A 20,691-nucleotide genomic window follows, 5' to 3' on the forward strand; every position below is an offset into this window, starting at 1 on the left:
TGGAAAAGCGACGTCAGGTGCGCGGCAGGAACGGAATCAGCATGGGAACGCGACGGCAGTACGATCCATAGGCATCCGCACCGAGTTCTGCCGTAAGGAAGCCCTCCTCCATGCGGGCCTTCAACCCCATCCCGAGCGAGATCAGCGCCGCACCCAGCATCGCGGTCACCGTTCCGACCGCTATACCCGTCACCAGCATCCCAGCGATAAGCCCGGTATAGATCGGGTGGCGCACCAGCCCGTAAGGGCCGGTATCGATGACCTGATGGCCTTCCTTGTGCGTGATCGCGTTCGACCAGAAGCGTCCGAGATGAATTCTCCCCCACCATGTGAATGAGATCCCCGCAAGGACAAGGCACGCGAGCACATAGATGCCAAGGCTGCCAAACTGCCAGAGCGGCTTTTCGCCAAGGACCTTGCCGGTCAATGGCAAGAAAAGAATGGCCCCTACGAGAATCGGGAAACGGTATTTGAGCGAGTCCCAGGTCATCACGTGTTTCTTCGTTTGACCGGACCAGAACGACGCCAAAACCCAGCTCATGACCCACAAAATCCAGATGATGGCGAGCAACTGTGTGGGCCAGGTAGTGGTCCAGCCACTCAAGGCGAAAGCCAACCATTGACCAGGATCGTTCAGCATGTCGCGGACACCTTAAGCGATTGGATCAACCGCCGAACAGGCGCTCGACGTGAAACGAGTGCTCGGCATTGAGTCCCATTCAGGTTGGTTGTGGCCGGCATCAAGCAGATGCGCAATGGTTTCACGCAAAACGGGTTCGACAGGGCCCGGCGCATAGCCCAGCTCCCGTTGCGCTTTTTCGATCGACAACGCCCCCGCCCGCAATGCGATACGAACGCCTTCGGCCGTTCCGGACGGAGGCCGGCGCGTCACGTGATCGGCGATGAACTCCAGTGTTGCAGTGACCATTTCGGCGACCCTGCCGTTCACTTGAATGCACCGGATGCGACGGCCGCTGATATCAGCCAGGAGTTCGAGAACCCGTCTTAGCGGCATGCTTTCGCCACCGAGCACGTAGCGATGTCCAGCCTGTCCGCGCTCCATGGCAAAGATCAGCCCTTCGGCGGCGTCGCGCACATCGACCAGGTTCACGACAAAATCAAGATGCAATTGGAGACGCCGGTTGAGAAAATACCGGAGCATCGCCGTCGGCGGGGTAACGTTATGGTCATAAGGCCCGACGGGCATGGTGGGACAGCCGATAACCACCGGGTATCCGGATGCGGCCGCCTGCATAGCGAACCGGTCGGCGAGCATTTTCGAGCGTGTATATGGACCCGGCATGTCGTCCGGCAGGAGCGCATCGTCGGCGACAGGAACCGCCGATGGCGAGGCACGGAACAGAATGGATTCCGTCGAGCAGTGCAGGAAGCGTTTTATGCCGCGCCTGCGCGCTGTCTCAATGACGATCTCGGTGCCGCCGAAATTGACGGTGTGAAAATCGGCCTTCCGCGGCAGCCACATCCCCGGCAAGCCGGCTAGGTGATAGACTTCGTCGACCCCGTCCATCGCGCGGTCAACCAGGTCCCGATCAAGCACCGATCCACTGACATACTGAACCTGCGGCAACGCGCGAGGGGGTGGCTGAAGATCGAGCACCCTCACCTGCCGACCTCGCGCTATCAGCGCCGAGACCAGGTGCTTTCCGATGAATCCGCTGCCGCCCGTGACCAGTATGTGAGTCATGCCGCCGATGAACTCAAGCTGAACTATTTGAGATCAAGATGCAGCGCTTTGCGGATGCACTTGGATGATGATGGCGAGATCGCGCCGAAAGCCCAGCGCGATAAACAGTTTTGCCATGACAAACATTGGGCCCAGCAACAGGTGAGTCGGATTGTCGACCAGCGCCGGCTGCCGCCGCTCGAACACGCGGTGCCCAATAATCTGCGATGCAACGCCGACGACAATCAAGATGGCCGTAAGTGACCACATGCCGGCAGTCGTCGTCTGATCAACGATCACGGCAGCGACTGAGAGCAACACAACCGCGGCTCCGAAGATTCCGGCGCCAAGCGCGAAATCTAGCAGGAACCAATAGACGAGCACCGGTACGACAGCGATGATTGCCGCGCTGGTTTGGAACCCGAATACAGTGATGGACCACAGGCTGAGCGGAAGGATAGCGGCCAGGAACAGGAACACGATGCCGAACACATGCATTGCGCAGTTCCAGGGGTCACGATGATACTCGACGTAATCTGCAAGCTGCCGCCGAAAATACGAACTCATGCGGTGCTTATCCCCCTGCTATCGGCAAACGCGGCCAGACGGGTCAATCAAAAACCCGGCCGCACCCGCTTCGATGCCCCAACTTCCATCAGAGACAGAATGCTAGTTAAACTAGTAAATCATCATCAAGTCAAAACGCGGACGCGGCACGTTTGACACTCCCTCGAGCCTGCTGCCAATGTTGACAAATCATGCAGTAATTCAGACGATTAGCATCGCACAGGGTCTCAGGAACCGCCGCGCGCAGCGATAATTTTCCGGCAAGTGTTGCCGTTCAGCCAACCTGTCACAATCGTTTCGTCAGACCTTTCCCCATGATCCTTAAGCGACAGCGATCGCGCCTACTCCGGCGACATCTGCGTCTGCCGCCAGGCGGCCGGTGGCGTCCCTACCGTCCTGCGAAACGCGCGATTGAAGGCCGCTTCGGAATCGTAGCCAACCGCCTCCGCTACGCGGGCGATCGGATCGCTTCCAGATGCCAGCAGACCGGCAGCGAGTTGCATGCGCCAGCGCGTCAGATACTGCATCGGCGGTTGCCCGATCAGATGGGTGAACCGTTGCGCGAACGTTGATCGTGACAACCCCACGGCCTTCGCGAGATCATCCAATGTCCAATCCGCCGCGGGCTCGCCATGCAAGAGATTCAGCGCTTGACCGACGTGTCGATCGGCCAAGCCGGCAAACCAGCCGGTCTGTTCGGGGCCAAGCGCTTCGATATGGCATCTGATCGCCTCGACAAAGAGCAGTTCGCCCAGCCGGGCCAGCACACCCTCCCCGCCGGTTCGGCGCCCCTCCGATTCAACCCGTGCGGCATTGATCAGGTAACCAAGTCCCGAATTCTCCCGATATGAACTTCCGCGCAGATGAAGGACGGCAGGCAGCGATTCGAGGAGTGGATTGAAAGGACGCGCGTCGCAGCCGAGAAATCCGCACAGGATGCGCGCGTCGGCGGGTCCGCTGTCGCCGAGGCGGACCTTGTGGGGAAGCTGGTCGGCGGTCGGCCGATGATAGTAGCTCGGGTCAGGGACTGCCTGCATGCCCGGCGCACTCGAAAGCACATGCGCTGAACCTTGCGGAAATGCGATGATATCGCCCGCGTCGAGCCGCACGGATGGCTCATCGATCAGCCCGCCCCAGCAACAACCATCGACAACGACGTGATATTCGATGACATGCTGCGCTCCCGGCAACACGGCTGAAGCGCAGGCCGACGATGGCGGCGCCGCAGCCACCCATGGTGCGCGAACGTCAAGATGGAAGAACATCGCACTGCAAAGTCGTACGGCGCGCAACACATCGGACAGGGCATCCGCCCCCATAGTCGCAGCTCCAATCGGACGCTCGGGCACGCTTCTCGGACGAACAGCAAAAATAGGAAGGATTCAGACGCTCAGTCAAGCCATCCGGCAGCCTGGTCATTTGCCGCAGCCTCGCGAGGACCTATGTCCCCATCGCGCCAAAGGAGGCAGCAATGAACATTTTGGTCAGAGAATTAAACGAGCAGAAGCTGGACGTATTTGTTACGCGGATATTGGGCGATCTCGGCGCCGCCATGATTGCGCCGCTGGTGCGCATTGGTGACGAACTCGGACTGTACAGCGCACTCGCCGCGTCGGGACCGGTGACGCCGGAAGAACTGGCGCGCCGGACCGGAACAGTCGAGCGCCTTGTGCGCGAATGGCTCAGCGCCCACGCCGCCGCCGGCTATCTGGATTATGACGCTGCGACCAAGCGCTTCTCCATGAATCCCGAACAGGCCATGGTGTTCGGCAATCCTGACAGCCCGGTCTACATGCTGGGCTCGTTCGAGGTTTGCCAGGCGGTGATGGTTGACCAGCCCAAGGTGAGCAAGGCTTTCCGCAATGGCGGTGGCTCCGGCTACCACGAGCGATGCAATTGCCTGTTCAGCGGAATGTCACGCTTCTTCGGCGTGAGCTACAAGGCCCATCTGGTGCAGGAATGGCTTCCCGCACTGGACGGCGTGGTCGAAAAGCTCGAGCGCGGCGCGCGGGTCGCGGATATCGGCTGCGGCCATGGCATCTCGACCATCCTGATGGCCAAAGCGTTCGAACGATCCAGATTCTTCGGGATCGACAACCACGAAGATTCAATCGCCTGCGCCCGCGACGCCGCGAAACGAGACGGCGTAGCAGCCAGGACGGAATTTGATGTCGCCACGGCCAAGAATTTTGTTGGCGGCAATTTCGACCTGATCTGTTGTTTCGACGCGCTGCACGACCTTGGTGATCCGGTTGGCGCGGCGAGCCGCATTCTGCAGGCTCTCGCTCCCGACGGCACGTTCATGGCCGTGGAGCCGCTTGCAGGAGACCGGCTGGAGGACAATATCAATCCGGTCGGCCGTCTCTATTATGCCGGCTCCACCATGATCTGCACGCCAGTTTCCCTGGCGCAGGAGGTAGGGCTCGCCCTCGGTGGGCAGGCAGGACCAAAGCGGTTGGAAGCGGTTCTGCGCGAAGCCGGATTTAGCCGTGTCCGGATCGCGGCCGAGACACCGTTCAACATCGTGCTCGAAGCGCGGCGATAAGACTGACCGTGCTGTCGTTTCTTACGCCACCGGGAGCACCTGCTCTCCGGTGGCAAAGGTGCCTGATCATGACGCAGACGTTACAAGCAAAACAAGGCAATCGAGGACTTGGCCAGGGAGGACTTGACCAGGGAGGACTTGGCCAGGCCGGCTGGATCCTCGATCATTGGATCGCCTCTTTCCTCGCAGCGGTAGAGCGCGCTGTCCGTCATCAACGCACGAAGCATCGGGGGTTCGCGGATGGTCCGCGTCGCGCCGAAAGCGGGCGTGACCAGGGTTAGGTCCCTGCCCGAGGCCCGATAACGACAAGCTGCCGTTCGGAATCAGGAATGACCCTCGTTCCGAACTGCTGACATCTCCTATCCAGTGTCTGCTGGATCCATTCGACGTCCTGCCGCGCTGGAATGGAGAGACGAAAGTTCTTGATCTGCAAGGGAGCCAGTGTGAGCGCATGGAGGCTTCCGCTGGTCGGATCCAGGTCGGCGAAATACATCAAGGCAAGGTCGTCACGGTAGCGCTCGTAACCACTGATGCCTTCATAGTCGTTCAGGAAATCACCGCAGCCATAGAGAATGAGGCGGCCTCGATAAATCTCGATCGCTCGCGGATGATGCGAGGAATGCCCGTGGACGATCGATACGCCTGCCTTGTCGATGAGGGCCCGGGCCAGAACTCTCTGCTCTTGGGGAATGTGATATCCCCAATTGGATCCCCAATGGATCGAAACGACGACGAGATCGCCCGGCCTCCTGTGCGCCATGACCTGGTCGGCGACCTCTGACGCACTCGCCTCGGAGAGGTCAGGCAGCAAGTTGACGCCCGGAGTGTCTGCCGTCGCAGCCCATTCGAGCGGGATGCCGCTCGATGTCGATCCAAACGAAAAGATCAAGACCCGCGCTTTGCCAAGGTTCAGCACCGCGGGTGTGCGCGCTTCATGATCGTTGCGCCCCGCGCCCGTTGTCTTGACGTTGAGTTTTTGCAGAGTAGTCAGCGTCTCCAGCAAGCCGGCGCGGCCCCAATCGAGCACATGATTGTTGGCCAATACGCAGCAATTGATCTCAGCCGCCACGAGACATTCTGCATTCTCGGGACTCATGCGGTAGTTGATGCCCTTGTTCATGCGGTCGTTGCTGCGGGTCACGGCCGTTTCGAGATTGATGATCCGCGCGTCCGGCTGCATGCACGCCAACTGGTCCAGCGCGGCGCCCCAAATGTAGGACGGCCCGTTCTGCCGCGGAATGGGTCCGTTCGCCTGCTCGGCGAGCAGCACGTACCCCTCCGCCGATCGTACGTAATGTTCGTAAATCTCAGGGCTGCAAGGGTGCGCCAGCACCTGGTCGATGCCGCGGCCGCACATGACATCTCCGCAGAGAAAGAGCCGTACTAATTTCCGATGCCCAGCCGCCAAACGTCTTTCCTCGAGCATGAAAATACCGCTCAGGTTGTTGCGTCAGATGTAGGCCCTCTGAACGCCGTCATTACCTCCGCCAGCATCCGCTCCTCCTCTCCCGCATAGCGCGGAGAGAAGTGAAACGGCTCGACACGGCGCACATTAGCTTCCCGCGCAATTTCTCCGGCAGCCGTCGTTGTAAGATGGCCCCGCTCCCTCGCCAATGCGGCATCCGTCCTCGCGAATGCCGCATCGATGAAGAGGATGTCCGCATTCCGAACGAGCGCCACGATGGCGGCGCGATTGGCCGGCGTATCGACAACATCGGTAACATAGGCGATTTTCTGCCCGGCAGTGACCGTCAGGAGGTCACGCAGATTGCCGAGCGGCTCGAGGCGACCATCCGAAGCTGCAGCCCCATCGATCCGTATCAAATGGTCGTCCGGCCGGCCTTCCACAACCGCCTGCTTGAGCCACTGCAACCACGGACCGACCGGAAGCCCGCGCTCGGATAGTCTATTTTTCCAAATGTTGACATGAGCCGCTTCCTGCAGGGCAAAGCCGAGGCAGGGCGTGCCGTGCTCGAGGATGGCGGCGGAAACCCGGCGGGTCCGCTCGTCAGATAGGACGCCGTCAAGAATTGTCTTCGACACCGGCGGTTCCGCGGCAAAGGCGTTCTTCAACCGGAACTGCCTGGTCGAGATGGAGTTCGGCGTCTCAAGTTCGCTGACAACGAAGATAAGATCGGCGCCGTAGCTCTCGACCAGATTCCATCGATAGGCCTGAAGCTTGTGAAAGACACGCTCGGCAAAACCGGCCGGGCCGTAAAGATGTACAGTTTTCTCCAGTCCTACGTGCAAACGGAGCAGATGATCGAAGCCAACGAAATGATCGATATGCGCATGCGAGACGAAGATCTGATCGACGCGTCGTATCTTCCGCGGTGACAGTGAAGCGATTTCCCCGAGATCGAACAGCACGCTGTGCGTCTTGAACAGCGTCTCCACGTAGACCGTCGGGTCCCCATAGCGACCATTGACCAGGCTCGGATGGAAGATCGGTCGCATGACAAACTATGCAGCAGGTTTTTCACGCGGCTTGTGCGTCACTCTACCCTCACTGCCCAAGGAACCCTCCTTGTTTACCCGGTCAATGCTCCCTGAACTTCCAGATTTAAGCAGACTTTTGGACTCCCGCACCGGCTAGTTCGTGATCTTGTACCCCGTCTCTTTCACGATCGGCTGCCAGAAGGCGTTATTCGCAGCGAGCTCCTTCGTCAGGCCTTCGGGCGTCGAGCCGACCGGGATCAGGCCGATCGCTGCGAGCTTTTCCTTGACCTCCGGCTTGGCGAGCGCGGTGGCGACTGCCTCGCTCAGCTTTTTCGCAAGATCCGGCGAGGCGCCTGCCGGCAGCCACATGCCGTACCAGGCGTCCGCCACCAGATCGACGCCGCTCTCTCTCAGCGTCGGCGCATCGGGCAGGAACGGCGAGCGCTGCGCGCTGCCGACCGCGAGAATCCGGACGTTGCCCGCGCGATGCTGCGGGATGGCATCGGTCAACGTGGAAATCGCGAACGGCATGTGGCCGCCGACGAGGTCGTTGATGATCGGCGCACTGCCGCGATAGGCCACGCGGGTCAGCTTGACGCCCAGCGCCTGCTCGAGCCGCGAGCCGGTAAAATGCGGAATGGTACCGTTGCTCGGCACGCCGAACGTGGCCTGATCCGGATTGGCTTTCAGCCAGGCGACGAATTGCTTGAAGTCCTTGACCTCGGCCGGGACGGCCTTGCCGACAAAGACGCAGAATTCGAACCGCACGAGCTGGCTGACCGGAACAAAATCCTTCGCCGCGTCGAAGCTCGGCGTGGTCTCGACCATCGGCAGCAAATACATCGTTGGTCCCGTAGTCACCAGGATGGTCGTGCCGTCGGGATTAGCCCCCTTCACCGCCTTGATGCCGATCAGCCCGTCGCCGCCGGTGCGGTTTTCGACGATGATGTTGCGATCGAGCAAGGGAGCGATGTGCTGCGCCAGCAGCCGGCAAAGTGCATCACCGCCGCCGCCGGCGGCAAAGGGAAAGATGATTTTGGTCAGCGGCCCGGCCTGCGCGAATGCCTTGCCCGTTATCGCCGCCAGCGAACACGCGGCGCTTCCGGCCAGAAAATCTCGGCGCTTCATTCTATTTCCTCCAAACACTTTATAATTGTTACCGGCCCCTAACGCTGCGACGATGCTGCGGTCAGGCCAGCACCGTCTCGACCACCGTCATAATTCCGATCGCGACGGTGGCAAGGCCGACCGCCCCTTGCAGGCCGCGATTGGCCCAAGTGAGCCAGCGGGCGGAGACCACAAGCGGCACCGCGATCGCCGTCGACAGCGCGCCCATGCCGATCATCGAGCCGACGCCGAACAATGCGATATAGCCGAGCCCGACGGCAGGGCTGGAGGCCTGCGTGACCGCGAGCACGAGAAGTGCGGCCGAGCCCGCCATGCCGTGCATCAGGCCGACCAGCAGGGTCCGCCAACGGAAACCATGTTCGTGGATGTGAGCGGCGCGGGCGTGCGGCGCGATTTCGCCGGCATGGCTATGGGCGTGGAAATGCACCGTGCCGTCGCCATGACCGTGTTGATGAAAATGCACCCGGTCGCGCCACAGCCGCCACAGCACATGCGCCCCGAGACCGACCAGCATCAGGCCGACGGCGGTCTCGAGCGGCTGGGCAACGCTGTCCGGGATCGCGCGGCCGAGCAGAATGGCGACGCCGGCAAACACGAATAAGGTAAGCGTATGGCCGAGCCCCCAGGTCAGCCCGTGCTTGACGATATCGACCACATGGCTGCGGCGCGCGGCGATGCTGGAGACGGCGGCGATATGATCGGCTTCAAGAGCATGCTGCATGCCCAGCAAAAACCCCAGCCCCAGAATTCCGAACATACGCCCCCTGCTCGCTTGCCTGTTTGATAAAATACCACTTCGAAGCCTTTGTCAGGTCAAGACTTCATTGAACAGGCCCGTTTGCCGCCGCCAGGGCCCCGATCGGCGGCGACGAATATGCCGGCGCAACGGCTTTGTCTGCACCCCGGGTACCTGGTTCCGCGGCGATGACGGCCGCAGGCACATTTGCCAGTAGGTCAGTGCAAATCGAGTCCAGAAAAGGCGCCTGGGGGCCGCCTTTTTCATGCCTCGGGTGCGCTGGAGCGGTTCTTGAGGTTCTGGTCCTTTGCGACCAAGTCTGCTATTCGAGCCGCCGAAGAGCGGCCCATGCGGCGGGCATTTTCGTTGTCCACCGATCGCTTCATTTCGCCGGTTTAGCTCAGCGGTAGAGCAGCGGTTTTGTAAACCGAAGGTCGGGAGTTCAATCCTCTCAACCGGCACCACTTAAGAGCGTCAGGCGGACGAAACCGTCCGACCGGGCCAAGACTCGTTCAGGCCTCCGCCATTGCTGGGAATTCCACAGGAAGCTGTTGGGGGAACACCATCTCTGCCGATTTCCCAAGCTCTGCCGAATTCCCAAGGCTCCGCGTTGAATAGGGATCGAGCGACGCTTTCCGTTTGCTTACCCGCTCTACACGCAACTGCAATCCGAACGCCACGAGAATCGTCAGGACAGTCGTAAATTCGGGAGAACGATCGCCCATGAACGAGCGGTAGAGACGTGTTCGGCCAATCTGTATTCGTCGCGCGAACTCAGTGACGTTCTCCTGGGCTCGGATGATCTCACCAAAGGTAGAACAAATGGCGCGAAGATTGGATGTTGCAAGGGCAGGATTCAAAAGCTCGGCAACTCCCGCCGGAGTGCTGTAACGTAAATGGCCATGCACTGGCTGTTGAGAACTATATTTTTCGACCGTGGATGCGGACGGCTGCACTGTAACCAGCCTCAGGCGTAGTGCCGTGATCACCTTCGTCACTGTGGAAAGCCGCGGCCCCCTCTCCGATGCAAAAGCCCCGTAGAGGTGTGCCCGCTCTATTCCCGATGCGGTGGCGATTGTCGTGACATTTTGGGTCCGGACTGCTTCACCGAGAGCCAGGCAAACCTGACGGCTATCGGTGGTTTGAAATGCCTGATTCAAGAATTTTTCAAGCTGAGCCGTGCTGGCGTATTGAGAGCGACGCGCCGTCTTGGCCATCTGGTGCCATCCGAATCTGCACCCACCGGCGAATCAGAAATAGCCCCAAGAGGCCGAAAAACCTCTGGCCGGGCATGGCCAGAGGTTTCGGAGGTATTTCTGAAGATGCTGGTGCGCTTCTCCATGAGAGGCCGCCAACCGATTTGGCGACTACGCCTTAGAATATTACATGAGTTACTCAGGTTATTACAACATATATTTTAGTTACACAGCGCTCCGGCGGAGACGCTTTGCTCAGGCTCGATGGTGTGCGGGGCGACAAGGCTTCGCTGAAGGCTCGTCGCTCGATGCAGAGTTCAAACGGCGCGACGGAGATTCCGCGAACATTCTGATGACGGGACGCATTTCCGAGTCTTTGAGCGCTTCCATAAGCTTGCGCGCCACTTCGGTGTGCTGGCGTGGAGCTCGCCAAAAAAGAAACCCCCGGCGGTGAAACCGCCGGGGGGTCATTGCGATAGTTCAGTTCAGGATCAGAAGTTGCGCTGGACGCGAACGTTGAGCGAAACGGCGTCCTGATCCTTGTACTCGTATCTTGTGGTCGGCTTCGGAGCCGCTACGTTGCTCGCCGCGCTCATAGTGGCAGCACCACCGAACTTCTGGTCGAGGTGGAACCACATCACTTCCGCCGAGAACGTCAGGTTCGCAACGGGGGTCCAACGGGTGATCAAACCGAGTTGCGAGATGTTGTAGTCGGGGTTGCAGGAATAGTCTGCGCTCAGACCCTTGCCGACGTTGTAGTTGGCACACCACTGACCTTTCGCCGTGGTGAGGTCGAGGGAGTTGCCACCGTAGCGCACCGCAGCCCAGGAACCGAACAGGCTGGTCGACCAGTAAGGATCCCAGTTGTGGTTGAATGCACCACGAATGCCGTACGCATCAACCAGCTTGATGTCGCCGGTGCCGCCCAACGCAACGGGCATGTAGACACCGTCGGCAGTCTGGCCGAAGCCGATGCTCTGGTAAGAGTCCGCACGGCCCGTGCTGCCAAACATCGCGAAGCTCGGTGCGGTGTTGATCACGTTCTTCGTCATACCCTTGGCATAGGAGACGTCAACCTTGATGTCGTCGCCGGGGCCGGTGGGCAGGTTCTTGAGCTGCAGCGCAGCCATCACCGAACCGCCCCACTTGGAATCGGGGTGGCCAGAGATTTCCTGCAGGTTGCCGGGTGTCAGGATATTGTAGGAACCGCTGACTTCATGCGCCGCGGCCGAAATCTGGAACAGACCCCACGCCTGGTCGACGCGGATGTTGCCGACGATGTCCGGAGCACGCGCACCAGTGTAGGCGTTCGTGCCTGCCGTGATGGCGGTGGATGCGTTGCCGAGACCGACGTTCAACAACTGAGTGCGGCCGTAGTACGGATCGTCGAGACCGATGCTGGCCGACACGCCGTTACCGAACTGCGCAGTGTACTGGATGTTGTTCGTGCCGACGACGTCGTCATGGCCGCCAAGCAGATGCGAGGAGTTGTTGCCCGGATAACCGTGCCAAGGCGTCGCATAGGCCGAAGCAGACTTACCGAAGGTGAACCCAGCGAACTGGATGAACACCAAGTCCACGCCAAGGGTCTGCGTGCCAGCGACAGCCGGACCTTCGCCGGTAGACGAGTTCAAGTTGAAGTTGGCCTGACCGAAGGTACGAACGACGCCATACGCCGTGGCAGTGCGCGTATCTACGCTGAGCGCCAAACGCGAACGGGCAGCATAGTAATCGCGCAAGCGATTCTGCTGACCAAGATTACCGTTCCACGCCGGCTGATCGAAGATGCCGCCGTTGAATGTGGTGTCGACGCGCAGGTAACCACCAATCTTCATGCAGGTGTCGGTGCCGGGGATGTAGTAGAAACCAGCGCCGTACAGGGAGCAGATCTTCACGTACTCGACCGCTTTGGCCTTGACGGGAAGATCGGCAGCCTGCGCTCCACTCACGGCGATGAGCCCCGCCGCTGAGCCGAGAATAAGGCTCTTGATCATAGTCATGTTAAACCTCCAAGTTGCTCTGTCAGGACGAGGACGGACCTGTGGCTGTTCCCCCAGGGAAGATCCGCCCTCGCCTTTGAAAAACCGCTCAGTCGTTTCGCGTCTTCGGACACACCCGCATGAACGCGAGGGACTTAAGCGAAGCACCTGCAACGGGACGATCCAGGACCCCCCTCGACCGTCTCCGGAACTATGCATGCGCAACTTACTTAATCAAAATAGTTTATCTACTCAGTCATATCTATCCTGTTCGACTGTGTCGCTGTAGCAACACCGGCTGCTCGCAAAATCGTGTTCGGGGAACCGCCAGAAAGGCGTGCACTCGGATGATATTGTTAGGTAAATCAGTTAGGTTAGTACGCGCTGACTCGGAGTTAAGAAACTATGGCACAGGAACTCCGCAAGGGGTCGGACTCATCGAGCCGCGGCAGCCGCGGAGGGCCGAATGAGTTCGGCGGAAAGAATCAGGACATCGCCCGGCAACTCGCCTGGGAGATCGCCGCCATCAACGTGCACCTCCAGGAGATTCGCTACTTCTGGGCAAAAGCCCTCGGCATCAGCGGCCCGCAATGGATGATCCTGATGGCTCTGGCCGATCTGGATCAAGGTGAGGGCGTCGCAGTGAAGGTCGTCTCAAAGATGCTTCACGTAGACCCGTCGTTCGTCACGACTCAGTCGAAAATGCTCGAGAAGAAGGGTTTCATGCGCCGGAGGACGTCGGCAGACGATGCAAGGGTTGTGCAGATGTCGTTGACGGACAAGACTTATAAGCACATTGCAAACCTGGCCTCCGAGCAGGAGGCCCTCAACAACTTCGTCTTCGCGGAATTCAGCGACCGTGAACTCAGCGAGCTCACCGGCAAACTCGCGACCCTGAAGGGCCGTCTTGAGAAGGCGAGCCTGAAGATAGCGATGGGTATATGATTTCTCTGACGGTAACGAGCTAGGCCGGTACCGACTCAAGGCGATCGGCCATCCAATCAAAAATGAACTCGTTGGCGAGCGTGGGATTATCGCAATGCCCATGCGCGGCCGCAGTTTCAGAGCTTTCGAAAATTCTTAGTGAAATGTCGGGCTGGCTGGTCTTAAGTCGTTCGAACAGACCGGTCACATGGTTGCTTTCGAGCCAGCCCTGCTCACCCATGGTGATCAGGACCGGGCAGCGAAATTTTCGCCGCGGCCAGCCTTCGCTTCCTTTACACGCTGAACCCAGCGAGAGGCGGTCCATCAAGAAGGAGCGCTCGTGCATATCCCAGATTCCGCCGTCACAAACCGCGGCGGCGAAGCGATTGTCGAGAGCGACGCCACGCGCCACAAAGGACGATCCCGGACCGTCGCCGAGAATCGCTACCCTGTTTTCGTCGATGTCGCCCCTCGTCGTGAGGTAATCCATCACGTGGCTTACCGACATTTCGAGATCGGGGCGGCCTATGATCTCATCGAATTTGGCGCCGGTGCGGGATCCAAGGAGATCCACGGCCAGCAGCGACAATCCCCTGTCGCGGGCGTAGCGCGCCACCTTGAAGAGATATTCTTCCTTCCGATTTCCGGGATCGCCCATGCACACCACGACAGGCGTTCGATGCGAAGCGCCTGGGGCCGGTAAAAAGTAGCCTTCCAGCGGATAATCTTGCTGCCACGGAATCTCGACGACCTCGCCGGCGGGAGTGAGATGCGCAATGTAGCGGCGGGCGCAGGCCCGCATGGTTCTGAGCACGCCTTGCTGTTTCTCGTCGGCAGCGTCGAAATCGAACGCTGATGCCTGATAGTAATTGATGGCACGGAGCCAGTTGCTTTGTGCGGTCAGCACGTGACCGCGCTGGAAGGCAGCGTTGGCGCGCTCGTTGCTGATATCAGCCATCCTCAGCCATTCCCGATACCAGGAATCGCCGCCATCCTTTGGGTCAATCCGACTTGCGACAAGGAAGCATTCCGAGATCAGCGAGCCCCCTTCCTGAGCCAGGCCGAGCAGCCTCATGAACTCGATTGAGAACTCTTCGCTGTCTGGCCATTGAACCCAACCCGCCGGACCAAAATGAATCTTCATGCCGGAAGCAAACCTGTGAACCTCAACTGATTAAATTAGTTATAAATTGTAACTTAAATCGTGAGGTCGACATCCTGCAAGCCCCCCAAACGTCCCATGCCGCAGATATGGTTAGCCCGACCGAACGGGCTTCCAGCCTCAATAGCCGGGCTGTACGGGCATCGCCTGAGGGCACTTCGGAAGTATATTGCACTGGCCGGAACTGGGGGAAAGTGCTTGTCGGCCCCATCTATGTGGCAACGTGCTGTTTTTTTCGGCGATTCCCGTAGTTCTACGGTGCTGAAAGCGCCGCCTGGCGCATTGCCAGCCGCAGCTTCTGGCTGGACGAGGTAGCCGTTCAAATGTACCGGCCGATGCGCTATCAGCGGTTGTGGGATCGGACACTCACTCTCAGGCTGATCGGGGAAACCAACCCCCACCTGTCGCGTTCTCCCGGCATGAGAATTCGCGAAGAGAACTGCAACATGGTGCTGCTCGCGATCGTCGCGTGTTTCAGCGTGGCGATTGCAGGTGGCGCTACGTTGCTTGGATTCGACGACAAGCCGCTCCGGTTCGCCCAGCGGACAACAGCTGGCGTCGAGCGTTCGCCGGCAGCCGACCAGCGGATCATCTATGTCGGCGACCAGCCGCCGGTGCGCATGATCGGCGCGCCCTTTGTCCCGAACACCAATCCCCGCGAACGCTAGGTGCTCCGCTTCGCGCGACGGATACCATCACCTGATGCGCCCCGCGCCATGTGCGCGTTGGCAGCCACGAACTGTCACCGTTTTGTCACCTCGCGCGCAAAAGAGCGGCAGTTATCCCCAGTTACGTCCCCGCCCGCTTGATTCCACAAAAGCCGTTTGGTGGAATGACTTGGCCCGAGGTGTCTCATGAAATGGATGAGGGAACGCGATCTCCTGATCGCGCAGACGATGGCGTTTGTTCAATCGGTGACCGGCAAGCCGCCGGAGGCCGAGAAGACGGCCACGACGTTGGTCACCGTCCTCTCCGTCCAGGCATCCGAGCCCACCCGTGCAGCCGCGCCGCTTTCTGACATCCAGGCTTCTGACATCCAGGCCCTGCTGCCGGAGACGATGCCTATTGCCCAGGCGCCAAAGGAAGCGTCGAGGGAAATAGCGAGGCTGGCCCCTCTCGCGCGTCCTGACCTGCGGGACGAGATGCAGTCCGAGATCAAGGCGCGGGTCGCGAATTTCCGTGCCCATCAGGAACGGTTCAACCGCGAGCGCGAGGCCTATTGCACCGCGACCATGGCAAAGGTGCACGCTGCGCTCCGAGAAGGCGAGCCGCCGGCGCGGCCGACGAAGTAGACCCCAGACATCTTGCTGCGTTCTCCGCCCCTGCCCCGATGTTCAGAGCCAGGCATAGACCAGCGCCATGTTGGCTGCGCAGGCAGCCAACAGGCAAACGGTCAGCGTGAGTTGGACACGCTCGCAGGAGGTCTGGAGGCTCGTTCTCATGGCCGGAAACATCCGGCGATTCTGGCGACTGAGTCTCGGGGATTCTTTTTCTGGGAATTTACGGCTCGTTAAAGACTCAGAGACTCCACGAAAATGGGCCGAAACGAGCCAATTTGCTCCCGAAACAGCCTGTGGAATGGCCGCATGGCAGCCAAGCCTGAACCCGGCCCTCGCTTCCGCGTTGACCGTTTTTACCGGAGCTAACAATGCCCTACGCGCTGTTCTCAAAGGATGCCAAGCTGAGCAAGGCCTATCCAACCGCAGCCGACGTCTGGAAGATCGCCCAGAAGAGCGGTCTCGTCGTCGACGTCATCTCCGGACGAGACAACAAGGGTCCCCGTCCGGTGCTGGACCATGACTACGAGATCAAGCCCTGCCAGCTTGAGCCACACGAAGACCCCGCCCGCAACAAGGCCGACGCCGAGCGCGACGCGCAGACGGAATTGCAGCTCGCGTCGTAAGGTCGGCCGACAAGCGCGGCCGACACACGACAGACCTCGGCGAATGGGTCCCATTCGCCGGGACGATATCCGGGACGGAAAGTCGGATCCTATGGCGTCGCCGAGATCAGCGATGCCTGTTCCGAAGCAAGGGTGACACAGGCCTTGCGCCGCTGCAGTCCCCTGATCGCACCGGTTACCTTGCGCACCTTGCCGGCCCCGCACGAGGGATCCTGCACGAAGGCGACTTCATAGGGAGCAAGGATAAGCGGTTCGGATTTCAGGACAGTTTGAGCAAGGCACGGAAACGCCGCTGCGGAAAAGATCAGCCCTAACGCAAAAGCACGCATGTTCGTCGTCCCACCAGCCGGCCGGGACCATAATATCGGATCGTGACGAAAAGTTGCATGCAGCGCGAAATTTTTTTCGCGCCTGCCAAAAAATTGCGGCGCGCGCTCACCTCGACATCCGCCAAGCAAAAAGGCCGGCGTGAAGCCGGCCCTTGCGCGTCTCGATACCGAAGTCGGTATCAATATTTGGGAGCAGCGGGACCACCCCAGCCGAACCGGTAGTTCACGCCCACCTTGGCCGTATGCTCGTCGTTGCGGAAAGTGCGGCCGCTGATATCAGCAGGACCAGACGTGAAGGTGGTGTCGCCGAAATTGTAATACTGGTACTCGGCCTTGGCCGACCAGTTCGGGGCGAACATGTATTCGAGGCCGCCGCCCACGGTGTAACCGTCCTGGTGGTTACCGCTCGTGGTGAAGCCTGTGGGCACCCCGGCCACCGATACGCCGAGATTATTGCCGTCACGCCAGGCGTAACCGCCCTTGGCGTAGAGCAGCGCCGGACCCCAGGTGTAGCCGAGCCGGCCGGTCACCGAGCCGATCTGATCGGTGTTGGAGGTGACGAGCGTCCCGCCCGGAAACAGCACGCCGTTATTATTGTTGCTGGGCAGCCAGCTATACTGGGCTTCGGCGCCCAGCACCCAGTTCGGCGCGAACTGGTAGTCGAAGCCACCCTGCACGCCGCCGAGGAAGCGGACGTCGCTACCCTGCAGGGAGTTGTCGCCCGCGAAGGCGCCACCGGCATGGCCGCCGATATAAAATCCGGTCCAGTTATAGACGACTTGAGGCGCCGTATAGGCAGGCGCCTTGGTGTACGGCCGGGGCGGCATGTCGGCCGCAAAGGCTGGAGCCGCCATCACGGCCAGCGCGGCAGCCCCGAGCAGTATCTTCTTCATCCTATTTCCCCGTTACGAACGTCGCGGATACCAATCCAAACAACGTGACTTCATTTAGGTTGCTTTGCGGCAAACGCCCGCGACCGGATGGCGCGCCACTGTGATGGCACAGCAACAAAGCAGTTTAGTTCCCTCGCACGTCAGGCTTTTTCCCGGGTTAAGAGGTGATTTCCCCGCTTAGCTGGTGTCCGGGATGACTAAGGCAAGGTTCAACCATCGCCGAAAAGTGATCCGATTTCGTTCACGGTTCCTTCCCGGGAATACTCCCCGTGCCGGCAGTCGTCGCGACTGCCGGCTGCAAGACCGTCCGTCTTCAAGAGCGAGCCGCTTCGACGATGGCGTCGGCAAAGGCCTGCGGCGCCTCCTGCGGCAGATTGTGCCCGATCCCGCCGGTGATGAGACGGTGGGCGTATCTGCCGGAGAACTTCTTGGCGTAAGCCTTCGGGTCCGGATGCGGTGCGCCGTTGGCGTCGCCTTCGAGCGTGATGGTGGGTACGGTAATGACCGGAAATTCGGCCAGCCGTTTTTCCAGCGCGTCGTATTTGGTCTCGCCCGGGGCGAGACCAAGCCGCCAGCGATAATTGTGGATCACGATGGCGACATGATCCGGGTTGTCGAAGGACGCCGCGCTGCGTTCGAAGGTCGCGTCGTCGAAATTCCATTTCGGCGAGGCAAGCTGCCAGATCAGCTTGGAAAACTCGCGCCGGTATTTTTCGTAGCCCAACCGGCCACGGTCGGTCGCAAAATAATACTGGTACCACCACTGCAGCTCGGTCGACGGCGGCAGCGGTTTTGCGTTGGCTTCCTGGCTGCCGATCAGGTAGCCGCTGACCGAAACCAGCGCCTTGACGCGTTCCGGCCAGATCGCGGCAACGATGCCGGCGGTTCGGGCGCCCCAGTCAAAGCCAGCCACCACCGCTTTTTCGATCTTCAGAGCATCCATCAGCGCGATGACGTCAGTGGCAAGTGCGCCCTGCTGGCCGTTTCGCGGCGTATCGCCTGAGAGGAAGCGCGTCGTGCCGTAGCCGCGCAGATACGGCACGATGACGCGGAAGCCTGCCGATGCCAGCACTGGTGCCACGTCGACGAAGGCGTAGATGTCGTAGGGCCAGCCGTGCAGAAGGATGGCGACGGGGCCATTGGCGAGCCCGACTTCGGCGTAACCGATATTGAGAACGCCGGCTTCGATCTGTTTCAGCGCAGCAAACGACGCGTGGGCGCCCGGCCTGCCCGCGCCTGCTCCGGCGTCGCCGGACTGCGCGAACAGTGCCCCGCTCATGGCGAACGGTGCGGCCGCAAGGGTAGCTGCCGCGGTGCCGAGGAAGCTGCGGCGGTGAAGAGTGATGGGATGGGACATGTCTTTCTCCGCTATGTATCGTATACGATTAAGTCGTATGCGAAATAAACGATTGGACATGCTATGTATAGGCGCGAAGCATCACACTCTCGTGTGGAGTTCACAGCACGGGCGCGAAACTAACGCGTCAGTTTCTCCAGTTCCGCAAATGGCGCGTAGGCCAGCCCGGCACAGGGCTCTGCGGCGTTTTCGATGATGCGATCGAGCCGGCCGTCGACAAAAAGGATGGCGCGTTCGCGCGGCTCGCGGTAGCCGCCGTCGGATTCGCGCGGGCTGAATCGGAGACAGACGACATAGCGCAGCCGCCCGCCGACGACGCGCTCGATCGGCTCGGCCATCACGGCGCCGCGTATGCCGACGGGATCGTTAAGATAAGTCTTCAGGAACGCCAGCACTTCCGTGCGGTAATTTTTCGGAAAAGGCTGGCTGGAGACGCCGCGATCGTCGGTAAACGTGATCGGCTTGCTCTCGTCGCTGGCGCAGGCCGACAGCGCGAGCGGCAACAGTACCACCGCCGCAATTTTGACTGAACTTCGCAAGCGAAATGCTTCCCCCGCCCCCGTTGGCCGTCTCTTAGACTGCCCGGCGGCGAAATGGAATTCGTATCTCGGTTACTGCTCCCGAACAGATCGAAGCAGCGCCAGCCCACGGCCATGGGGGAAGCAAATGGCACGTGGGCTGGTCCGATATCCGCCGAAGCGGGGGCGAAACGCGCCGGCGGATCAGATTCGATCGCGCTGGTTCAACTGCGCTTGGCAGCCGGCGCGGCGGGTTTGACTGTGACACGCTTCTTCGAGAGGCCGAGCTGTTTCTTGTGGCTGCTCGCATTCGCGTTCAGCGCCTTCGATTTTCCCTGCTCGGCCTTGGTGACCGGGGCCTGCGCACTCTTGTTCACCGGAGCTTGCGCGGTCTTGCCCGCAGTGCCGGCAAACGCGGGCGCGGCAAGAACGGACACGGCAACGAGCGCTGCAGAAAAGGTCTTGAGCATAGCTGTCTCCTCTTCCATGGGGACCTGCGGGCTCTCCGGTCCGAATGGCCGGGCTCGCCGATCATGCGCGCGACGTTAGGCACGGCGCAGTGAACCCGTCCTGAATCGAACCTGCGGACTTCGTTCATCTCCATGGCAGGTTCGCCATCTTTTGAACGCGAACTGCGACCGGCAAATCGGCAGAATCCACAATCGGCAGAATCGAAGGCGGATGGCGGGAATGTTCGCAACTGCCGGGGGTTCACATCAACGGCCTTCGGTGTAGGATTGTGGAACCGGCCATCAGGAGAGATGCATGAACAAACTAGCGATCAGGCTTTTGACGCTCGCAATGTTATCGCTTACGCTCGCGGCAGCTCCTGTCGTCACCGCCGTCTACGCAAATCCCGACAGCGAGCCTCCTCCGCCGCCGACGAAGAAAAAGAAATCCAGCGAAGCCCGCCCGGCCATTGAACAAACCGCATTCGTCGACGGCTATCGCGCTGCTTACGCCGCGATCTACGAGCGCCACGACTATGCGTCGGCGATCGAGCAGCTGAAGGCGCTCGGCCGCGACGACTCGGCCGCCGTCGCCAATCTAATCGGCTATTCCTATCGCAAGCTCGGCGACTACAAGGTCTCGCAGATCTGGTACGAGCGCGCGCTGAAGGCCGATCCGAACCACGTCAAGACCTGGCAGTATTACGGCCTGTGGCAGGTCGAACAGGGCAACCGCGATCAGGCGCAATATCACCTGAACCGGATCGCGCAGCTCACCGGCACGAAAAGCGAGGAATATCGCTCGCTCGCCGCCGCGCTCGAAAAGCCGCCGGGGACGGGATTGGTGTACTGAGGCGTTAATCTCTCCACGTCACAGCAACG

General features: G+C 60.4%; 22 protein-coding genes and 1 tRNA gene. 7 read left to right on the forward strand and 16 right to left on the reverse strand.

The features are described from left to right. Positions 1 to 13 precede the first annotated feature (13 nt). From YUO_RS0121365 to YUO_RS0121380, 4 genes are all read right to left on the reverse strand, one after another. Positions 14 to 640 carry a methyltransferase family protein gene (locus YUO_RS0121365; protein ID WP_028349104.1) on the reverse strand — a complete coding sequence of 209 codons (627 nt, stop codon included), beginning with the start codon at positions 638 to 640 and terminating at the stop codon, positions 14 to 16. Between the two features lie 12 nt (positions 641 to 652). Further along, entirely contained in the window at positions 653 to 1,705 is a 1,053-nt protein-coding gene (locus YUO_RS41320) for an NAD-dependent epimerase/dehydratase family protein (RefSeq protein WP_051379560.1), read from the reverse strand. A gap of 33 nt (positions 1,706 to 1,738) precedes the next feature. Beyond that, positions 1,739 to 2,251, reverse strand: coding sequence for an Mpo1 family 2-hydroxy fatty acid dioxygenase (locus tag YUO_RS0121375; RefSeq protein ID WP_028349105.1), 513 nt, complete (start codon positions 2,249 to 2,251; stop codon positions 1,739 to 1,741). Positions 2,252 to 2,592: 341 nt separating this feature from the next. Beyond that, a complete protein-coding gene (locus tag YUO_RS0121380) occupies positions 2,593 to 3,570 on the reverse strand; it encodes an AraC family transcriptional regulator (RefSeq protein ID WP_028349106.1) in 978 nt (325 codons plus the stop codon). Positions 3,571 to 3,722: 152 nt separating this feature from the next. Between YUO_RS0121380 and YUO_RS0121385 the strand changes: the two genes are divergently transcribed. Then, on the forward strand, positions 3,723 to 4,796 hold the full coding sequence (locus YUO_RS0121385; protein WP_028349107.1) for a class I SAM-dependent methyltransferase: 1,074 nt from the start codon (positions 3,723 to 3,725) through the stop codon (positions 4,794 to 4,796). A 277-nt stretch (positions 4,797 to 5,073) separates the two neighbouring features. On the opposite strand, the gene YUO_RS0121395 is transcribed toward YUO_RS0121385, so the two are convergent. The 4 genes from YUO_RS0121395 to YUO_RS0121410 form a co-directional block, all read right to left on the reverse strand. Continuing rightward, on the reverse strand, positions 5,074 to 6,222 hold the full coding sequence (locus YUO_RS0121395; RefSeq protein ID WP_028349108.1) for a CapA family protein: 1,149 nt from the start codon (positions 6,220 to 6,222) through the stop codon (positions 5,074 to 5,076). A gap of 11 nt (positions 6,223 to 6,233) precedes the next feature. Beyond that, entirely contained in the window at positions 6,234 to 7,253 is a 1,020-nt protein-coding gene (locus YUO_RS0121400) for a ribonuclease Z (protein WP_028349109.1), read from the reverse strand. 135 nt (positions 7,254 to 7,388) lie between these two features. After that, on the reverse strand, positions 7,389 to 8,363 hold the full coding sequence (locus YUO_RS0121405; protein ID WP_028349110.1) for a Bug family tripartite tricarboxylate transporter substrate binding protein: 975 nt from the start codon (positions 8,361 to 8,363) through the stop codon (positions 7,389 to 7,391). A gap of 61 nt (positions 8,364 to 8,424) precedes the next feature. After that, a complete protein-coding gene (locus YUO_RS0121410; RefSeq protein WP_028349111.1) occupies positions 8,425 to 9,120 on the reverse strand; it encodes a HoxN/HupN/NixA family nickel/cobalt transporter in 696 nt (231 codons plus the stop codon). 368 nt (positions 9,121 to 9,488) lie between these two features. Between YUO_RS0121410 and YUO_RS0121415 the strand changes: the two genes are divergently transcribed. Then, positions 9,489 to 9,563, forward strand: a tRNA-Thr gene (locus YUO_RS0121415). A gap of 48 nt (positions 9,564 to 9,611) precedes the next feature. Here YUO_RS0121415 and YUO_RS43875 read toward each other — a convergent pair. After that, positions 9,612 to 10,316, reverse strand: a complete 705-nt coding sequence (locus YUO_RS43875) for an addiction module antidote protein (protein WP_051379561.1) — start codon at positions 10,314 to 10,316, stop codon at positions 9,612 to 9,614. A 470-nt stretch (positions 10,317 to 10,786) separates the two neighbouring features. Then, on the reverse strand, positions 10,787 to 12,295 hold the full coding sequence (locus YUO_RS0121425; protein ID WP_028349112.1) for a porin: 1,509 nt from the start codon (positions 12,293 to 12,295) through the stop codon (positions 10,787 to 10,789). A 384-nt stretch (positions 12,296 to 12,679) separates the two neighbouring features. On the opposite strand from YUO_RS0121425, the gene YUO_RS0121430 reads away from it, so the two are divergent. Further along, positions 12,680 to 13,219: a MarR family winged helix-turn-helix transcriptional regulator gene (locus YUO_RS0121430; RefSeq protein ID WP_083754662.1), complete on the forward strand. Its 540-nt coding sequence runs from the start codon at positions 12,680 to 12,682 to the stop codon at positions 13,217 to 13,219. A gap of 19 nt (positions 13,220 to 13,238) precedes the next feature. On the opposite strand, the gene YUO_RS0121435 is transcribed toward YUO_RS0121430, so the two are convergent. After that, on the reverse strand, positions 13,239 to 14,342 hold the full coding sequence (locus YUO_RS0121435; RefSeq protein ID WP_035727220.1) for an alpha/beta hydrolase family protein: 1,104 nt from the start codon (positions 14,340 to 14,342) through the stop codon (positions 13,239 to 13,241). 353 nt (positions 14,343 to 14,695) lie between these two features. Between YUO_RS0121435 and YUO_RS0121440 the strand changes: the two genes are divergently transcribed. The 3 genes from YUO_RS0121440 to YUO_RS0121455 all read left to right on the forward strand — a co-directional run bounded on the left by YUO_RS0121440 (position 14,696) and on the right by YUO_RS0121455 (position 16,263). Next, positions 14,696 to 15,028, forward strand: coding sequence for a hypothetical protein (locus YUO_RS0121440; protein ID WP_235782782.1), 333 nt, complete (start codon positions 14,696 to 14,698; stop codon positions 15,026 to 15,028). A gap of 186 nt (positions 15,029 to 15,214) precedes the next feature. After that, positions 15,215 to 15,652: a hypothetical protein gene (locus YUO_RS0121445; protein WP_028349116.1), complete on the forward strand. Its 438-nt coding sequence runs from the start codon at positions 15,215 to 15,217 to the stop codon at positions 15,650 to 15,652. Between the two features lie 356 nt (positions 15,653 to 16,008). Then, positions 16,009 to 16,263, forward strand: coding sequence for a hypothetical protein (locus YUO_RS0121455; protein WP_028349117.1), 255 nt, complete (start codon positions 16,009 to 16,011; stop codon positions 16,261 to 16,263). An 89-nt stretch (positions 16,264 to 16,352) separates the two neighbouring features. On the opposite strand, the gene YUO_RS0121460 is transcribed toward YUO_RS0121455, so the two are convergent. The 5 genes from YUO_RS0121460 to YUO_RS41330 form a co-directional block, all read right to left on the reverse strand. Beyond that, complete coding sequence (locus YUO_RS0121460; RefSeq protein WP_028349118.1) at positions 16,353 to 16,592, reverse strand: DUF6719 family protein; 240 nt, start codon at positions 16,590 to 16,592, stop codon at positions 16,353 to 16,355. 179 nt (positions 16,593 to 16,771) lie between these two features. Further along, positions 16,772 to 17,485, reverse strand: coding sequence for an outer membrane protein (locus YUO_RS0121465; RefSeq protein ID WP_028349119.1), 714 nt, complete (start codon positions 17,483 to 17,485; stop codon positions 16,772 to 16,774). Between the two features lie 313 nt (positions 17,486 to 17,798). Continuing rightward, complete coding sequence (locus YUO_RS0121470; protein WP_028349120.1) at positions 17,799 to 18,842, reverse strand: alpha/beta fold hydrolase; 1,044 nt, start codon at positions 18,840 to 18,842, stop codon at positions 17,799 to 17,801. 119 nt (positions 18,843 to 18,961) lie between these two features. Next, a complete protein-coding gene (locus YUO_RS0121475) occupies positions 18,962 to 19,381 on the reverse strand; it encodes a hypothetical protein (RefSeq protein ID WP_028349121.1) in 420 nt (139 codons plus the stop codon). Positions 19,382 to 19,584: 203 nt separating this feature from the next. Further along, entirely contained in the window at positions 19,585 to 19,830 is a 246-nt protein-coding gene (locus YUO_RS41330) for a His-rich protein BRANT (protein ID WP_156908709.1), read from the reverse strand. 295 nt (positions 19,831 to 20,125) lie between these two features. Between YUO_RS41330 and YUO_RS0121485 the strand changes: the two genes are divergently transcribed. Further along, a complete protein-coding gene (locus YUO_RS0121485) occupies positions 20,126 to 20,662 on the forward strand; it encodes a tetratricopeptide repeat protein (RefSeq protein ID WP_028349122.1) in 537 nt (178 codons plus the stop codon). Positions 20,663 to 20,691: the final 29 nt, after the last annotated feature.

The organism is Bradyrhizobium murdochi (assembly GCF_000472965.1).
Classification (GTDB): Bacteria; Pseudomonadota; Alphaproteobacteria; order Rhizobiales; family Xanthobacteraceae; genus Bradyrhizobium; species Bradyrhizobium murdochi.

Bases quoted from the DNA above. Each gene is read 5' to 3' on its own strand.
- YUO_RS0121365 (WP_028349104.1), bottom strand. From the start codon at position 640: ATGCTGAACGATCCTGGTCAATGGTTGGCTTTCGCCTTGAGTGGCTGG.
- YUO_RS41320 (WP_051379560.1), bottom strand. From the start codon at position 1,705: ATGACTCACATACTGGTCACGGGCGGCAGCGGATTCATCGGAAAGCAC.
- YUO_RS41330 (WP_156908709.1), bottom strand. From the start codon at position 19,830: ATGCTCAAGACCTTTTCTGCAGCGCTCGTTGCCGTGTCCGTTCTTGCC.
- YUO_RS0121400 (WP_028349109.1), bottom strand. From the start codon at position 7,253: ATGCGACCGATCTTCCATCCGAGCCTGGTCAATGGTCGCTATGGGGAC.
- YUO_RS0121410 (WP_028349111.1), bottom strand. From the start codon at position 9,120: ATGTTCGGAATTCTGGGGCTGGGGTTTTTGCTGGGCATGCAGCATGCT.
- YUO_RS0121380 (WP_028349106.1), bottom strand. From the start codon at position 3,570: ATGGGGGCGGATGCCCTGTCCGATGTGTTGCGCGCCGTACGACTTTGC.
- YUO_RS0121405 (WP_028349110.1), bottom strand. From the start codon at position 8,363: ATGAAGCGCCGAGATTTTCTGGCCGGAAGCGCCGCGTGTTCGCTGGCG.
- YUO_RS0121485 (WP_028349122.1), top strand. From the start codon at position 20,126: ATGAACAAACTAGCGATCAGGCTTTTGACGCTCGCAATGTTATCGCTT.
- YUO_RS0121465 (WP_028349119.1), bottom strand. From the start codon at position 17,485: ATGAAGAAGATACTGCTCGGGGCTGCCGCGCTGGCCGTGATGGCGGCT.
- YUO_RS0121385 (WP_028349107.1), top strand. From the start codon at position 3,723: ATGAACATTTTGGTCAGAGAATTAAACGAGCAGAAGCTGGACGTATTT.
- YUO_RS0121440 (WP_235782782.1), top strand. From the start codon at position 14,696: ATGCGCTATCAGCGGTTGTGGGATCGGACACTCACTCTCAGGCTGATC.
- YUO_RS0121470 (WP_028349120.1), bottom strand. From the start codon at position 18,842: ATGTCCCATCCCATCACTCTTCACCGCCGCAGCTTCCTCGGCACCGCG.
- YUO_RS0121395 (WP_028349108.1), bottom strand. From the start codon at position 6,222: ATGCTCGAGGAAAGACGTTTGGCGGCTGGGCATCGGAAATTAGTACGG.
- YUO_RS0121375 (WP_028349105.1), bottom strand. From the start codon at position 2,251: ATGAGTTCGTATTTTCGGCGGCAGCTTGCAGATTACGTCGAGTATCAT.
- YUO_RS0121425 (WP_028349112.1), bottom strand. From the start codon at position 12,295: ATGACTATGATCAAGAGCCTTATTCTCGGCTCAGCGGCGGGGCTCATC.
- YUO_RS0121460 (WP_028349118.1), bottom strand. From the start codon at position 16,592: ATGCGTGCTTTTGCGTTAGGGCTGATCTTTTCCGCAGCGGCGTTTCCG.
- YUO_RS0121430 (WP_083754662.1), top strand. From the start codon at position 12,680: ATGGCACAGGAACTCCGCAAGGGGTCGGACTCATCGAGCCGCGGCAGC.
- YUO_RS43875 (WP_051379561.1), bottom strand. From the start codon at position 10,316: ATGGCCAAGACGGCGCGTCGCTCTCAATACGCCAGCACGGCTCAGCTT.
- YUO_RS0121455 (WP_028349117.1), top strand. From the start codon at position 16,009: ATGCCCTACGCGCTGTTCTCAAAGGATGCCAAGCTGAGCAAGGCCTAT.
- YUO_RS0121435 (WP_035727220.1), bottom strand. From the start codon at position 14,342: ATGAAGATTCATTTTGGTCCGGCGGGTTGGGTTCAATGGCCAGACAGC.
- YUO_RS0121445 (WP_028349116.1), top strand. From the start codon at position 15,215: ATGAAATGGATGAGGGAACGCGATCTCCTGATCGCGCAGACGATGGCG.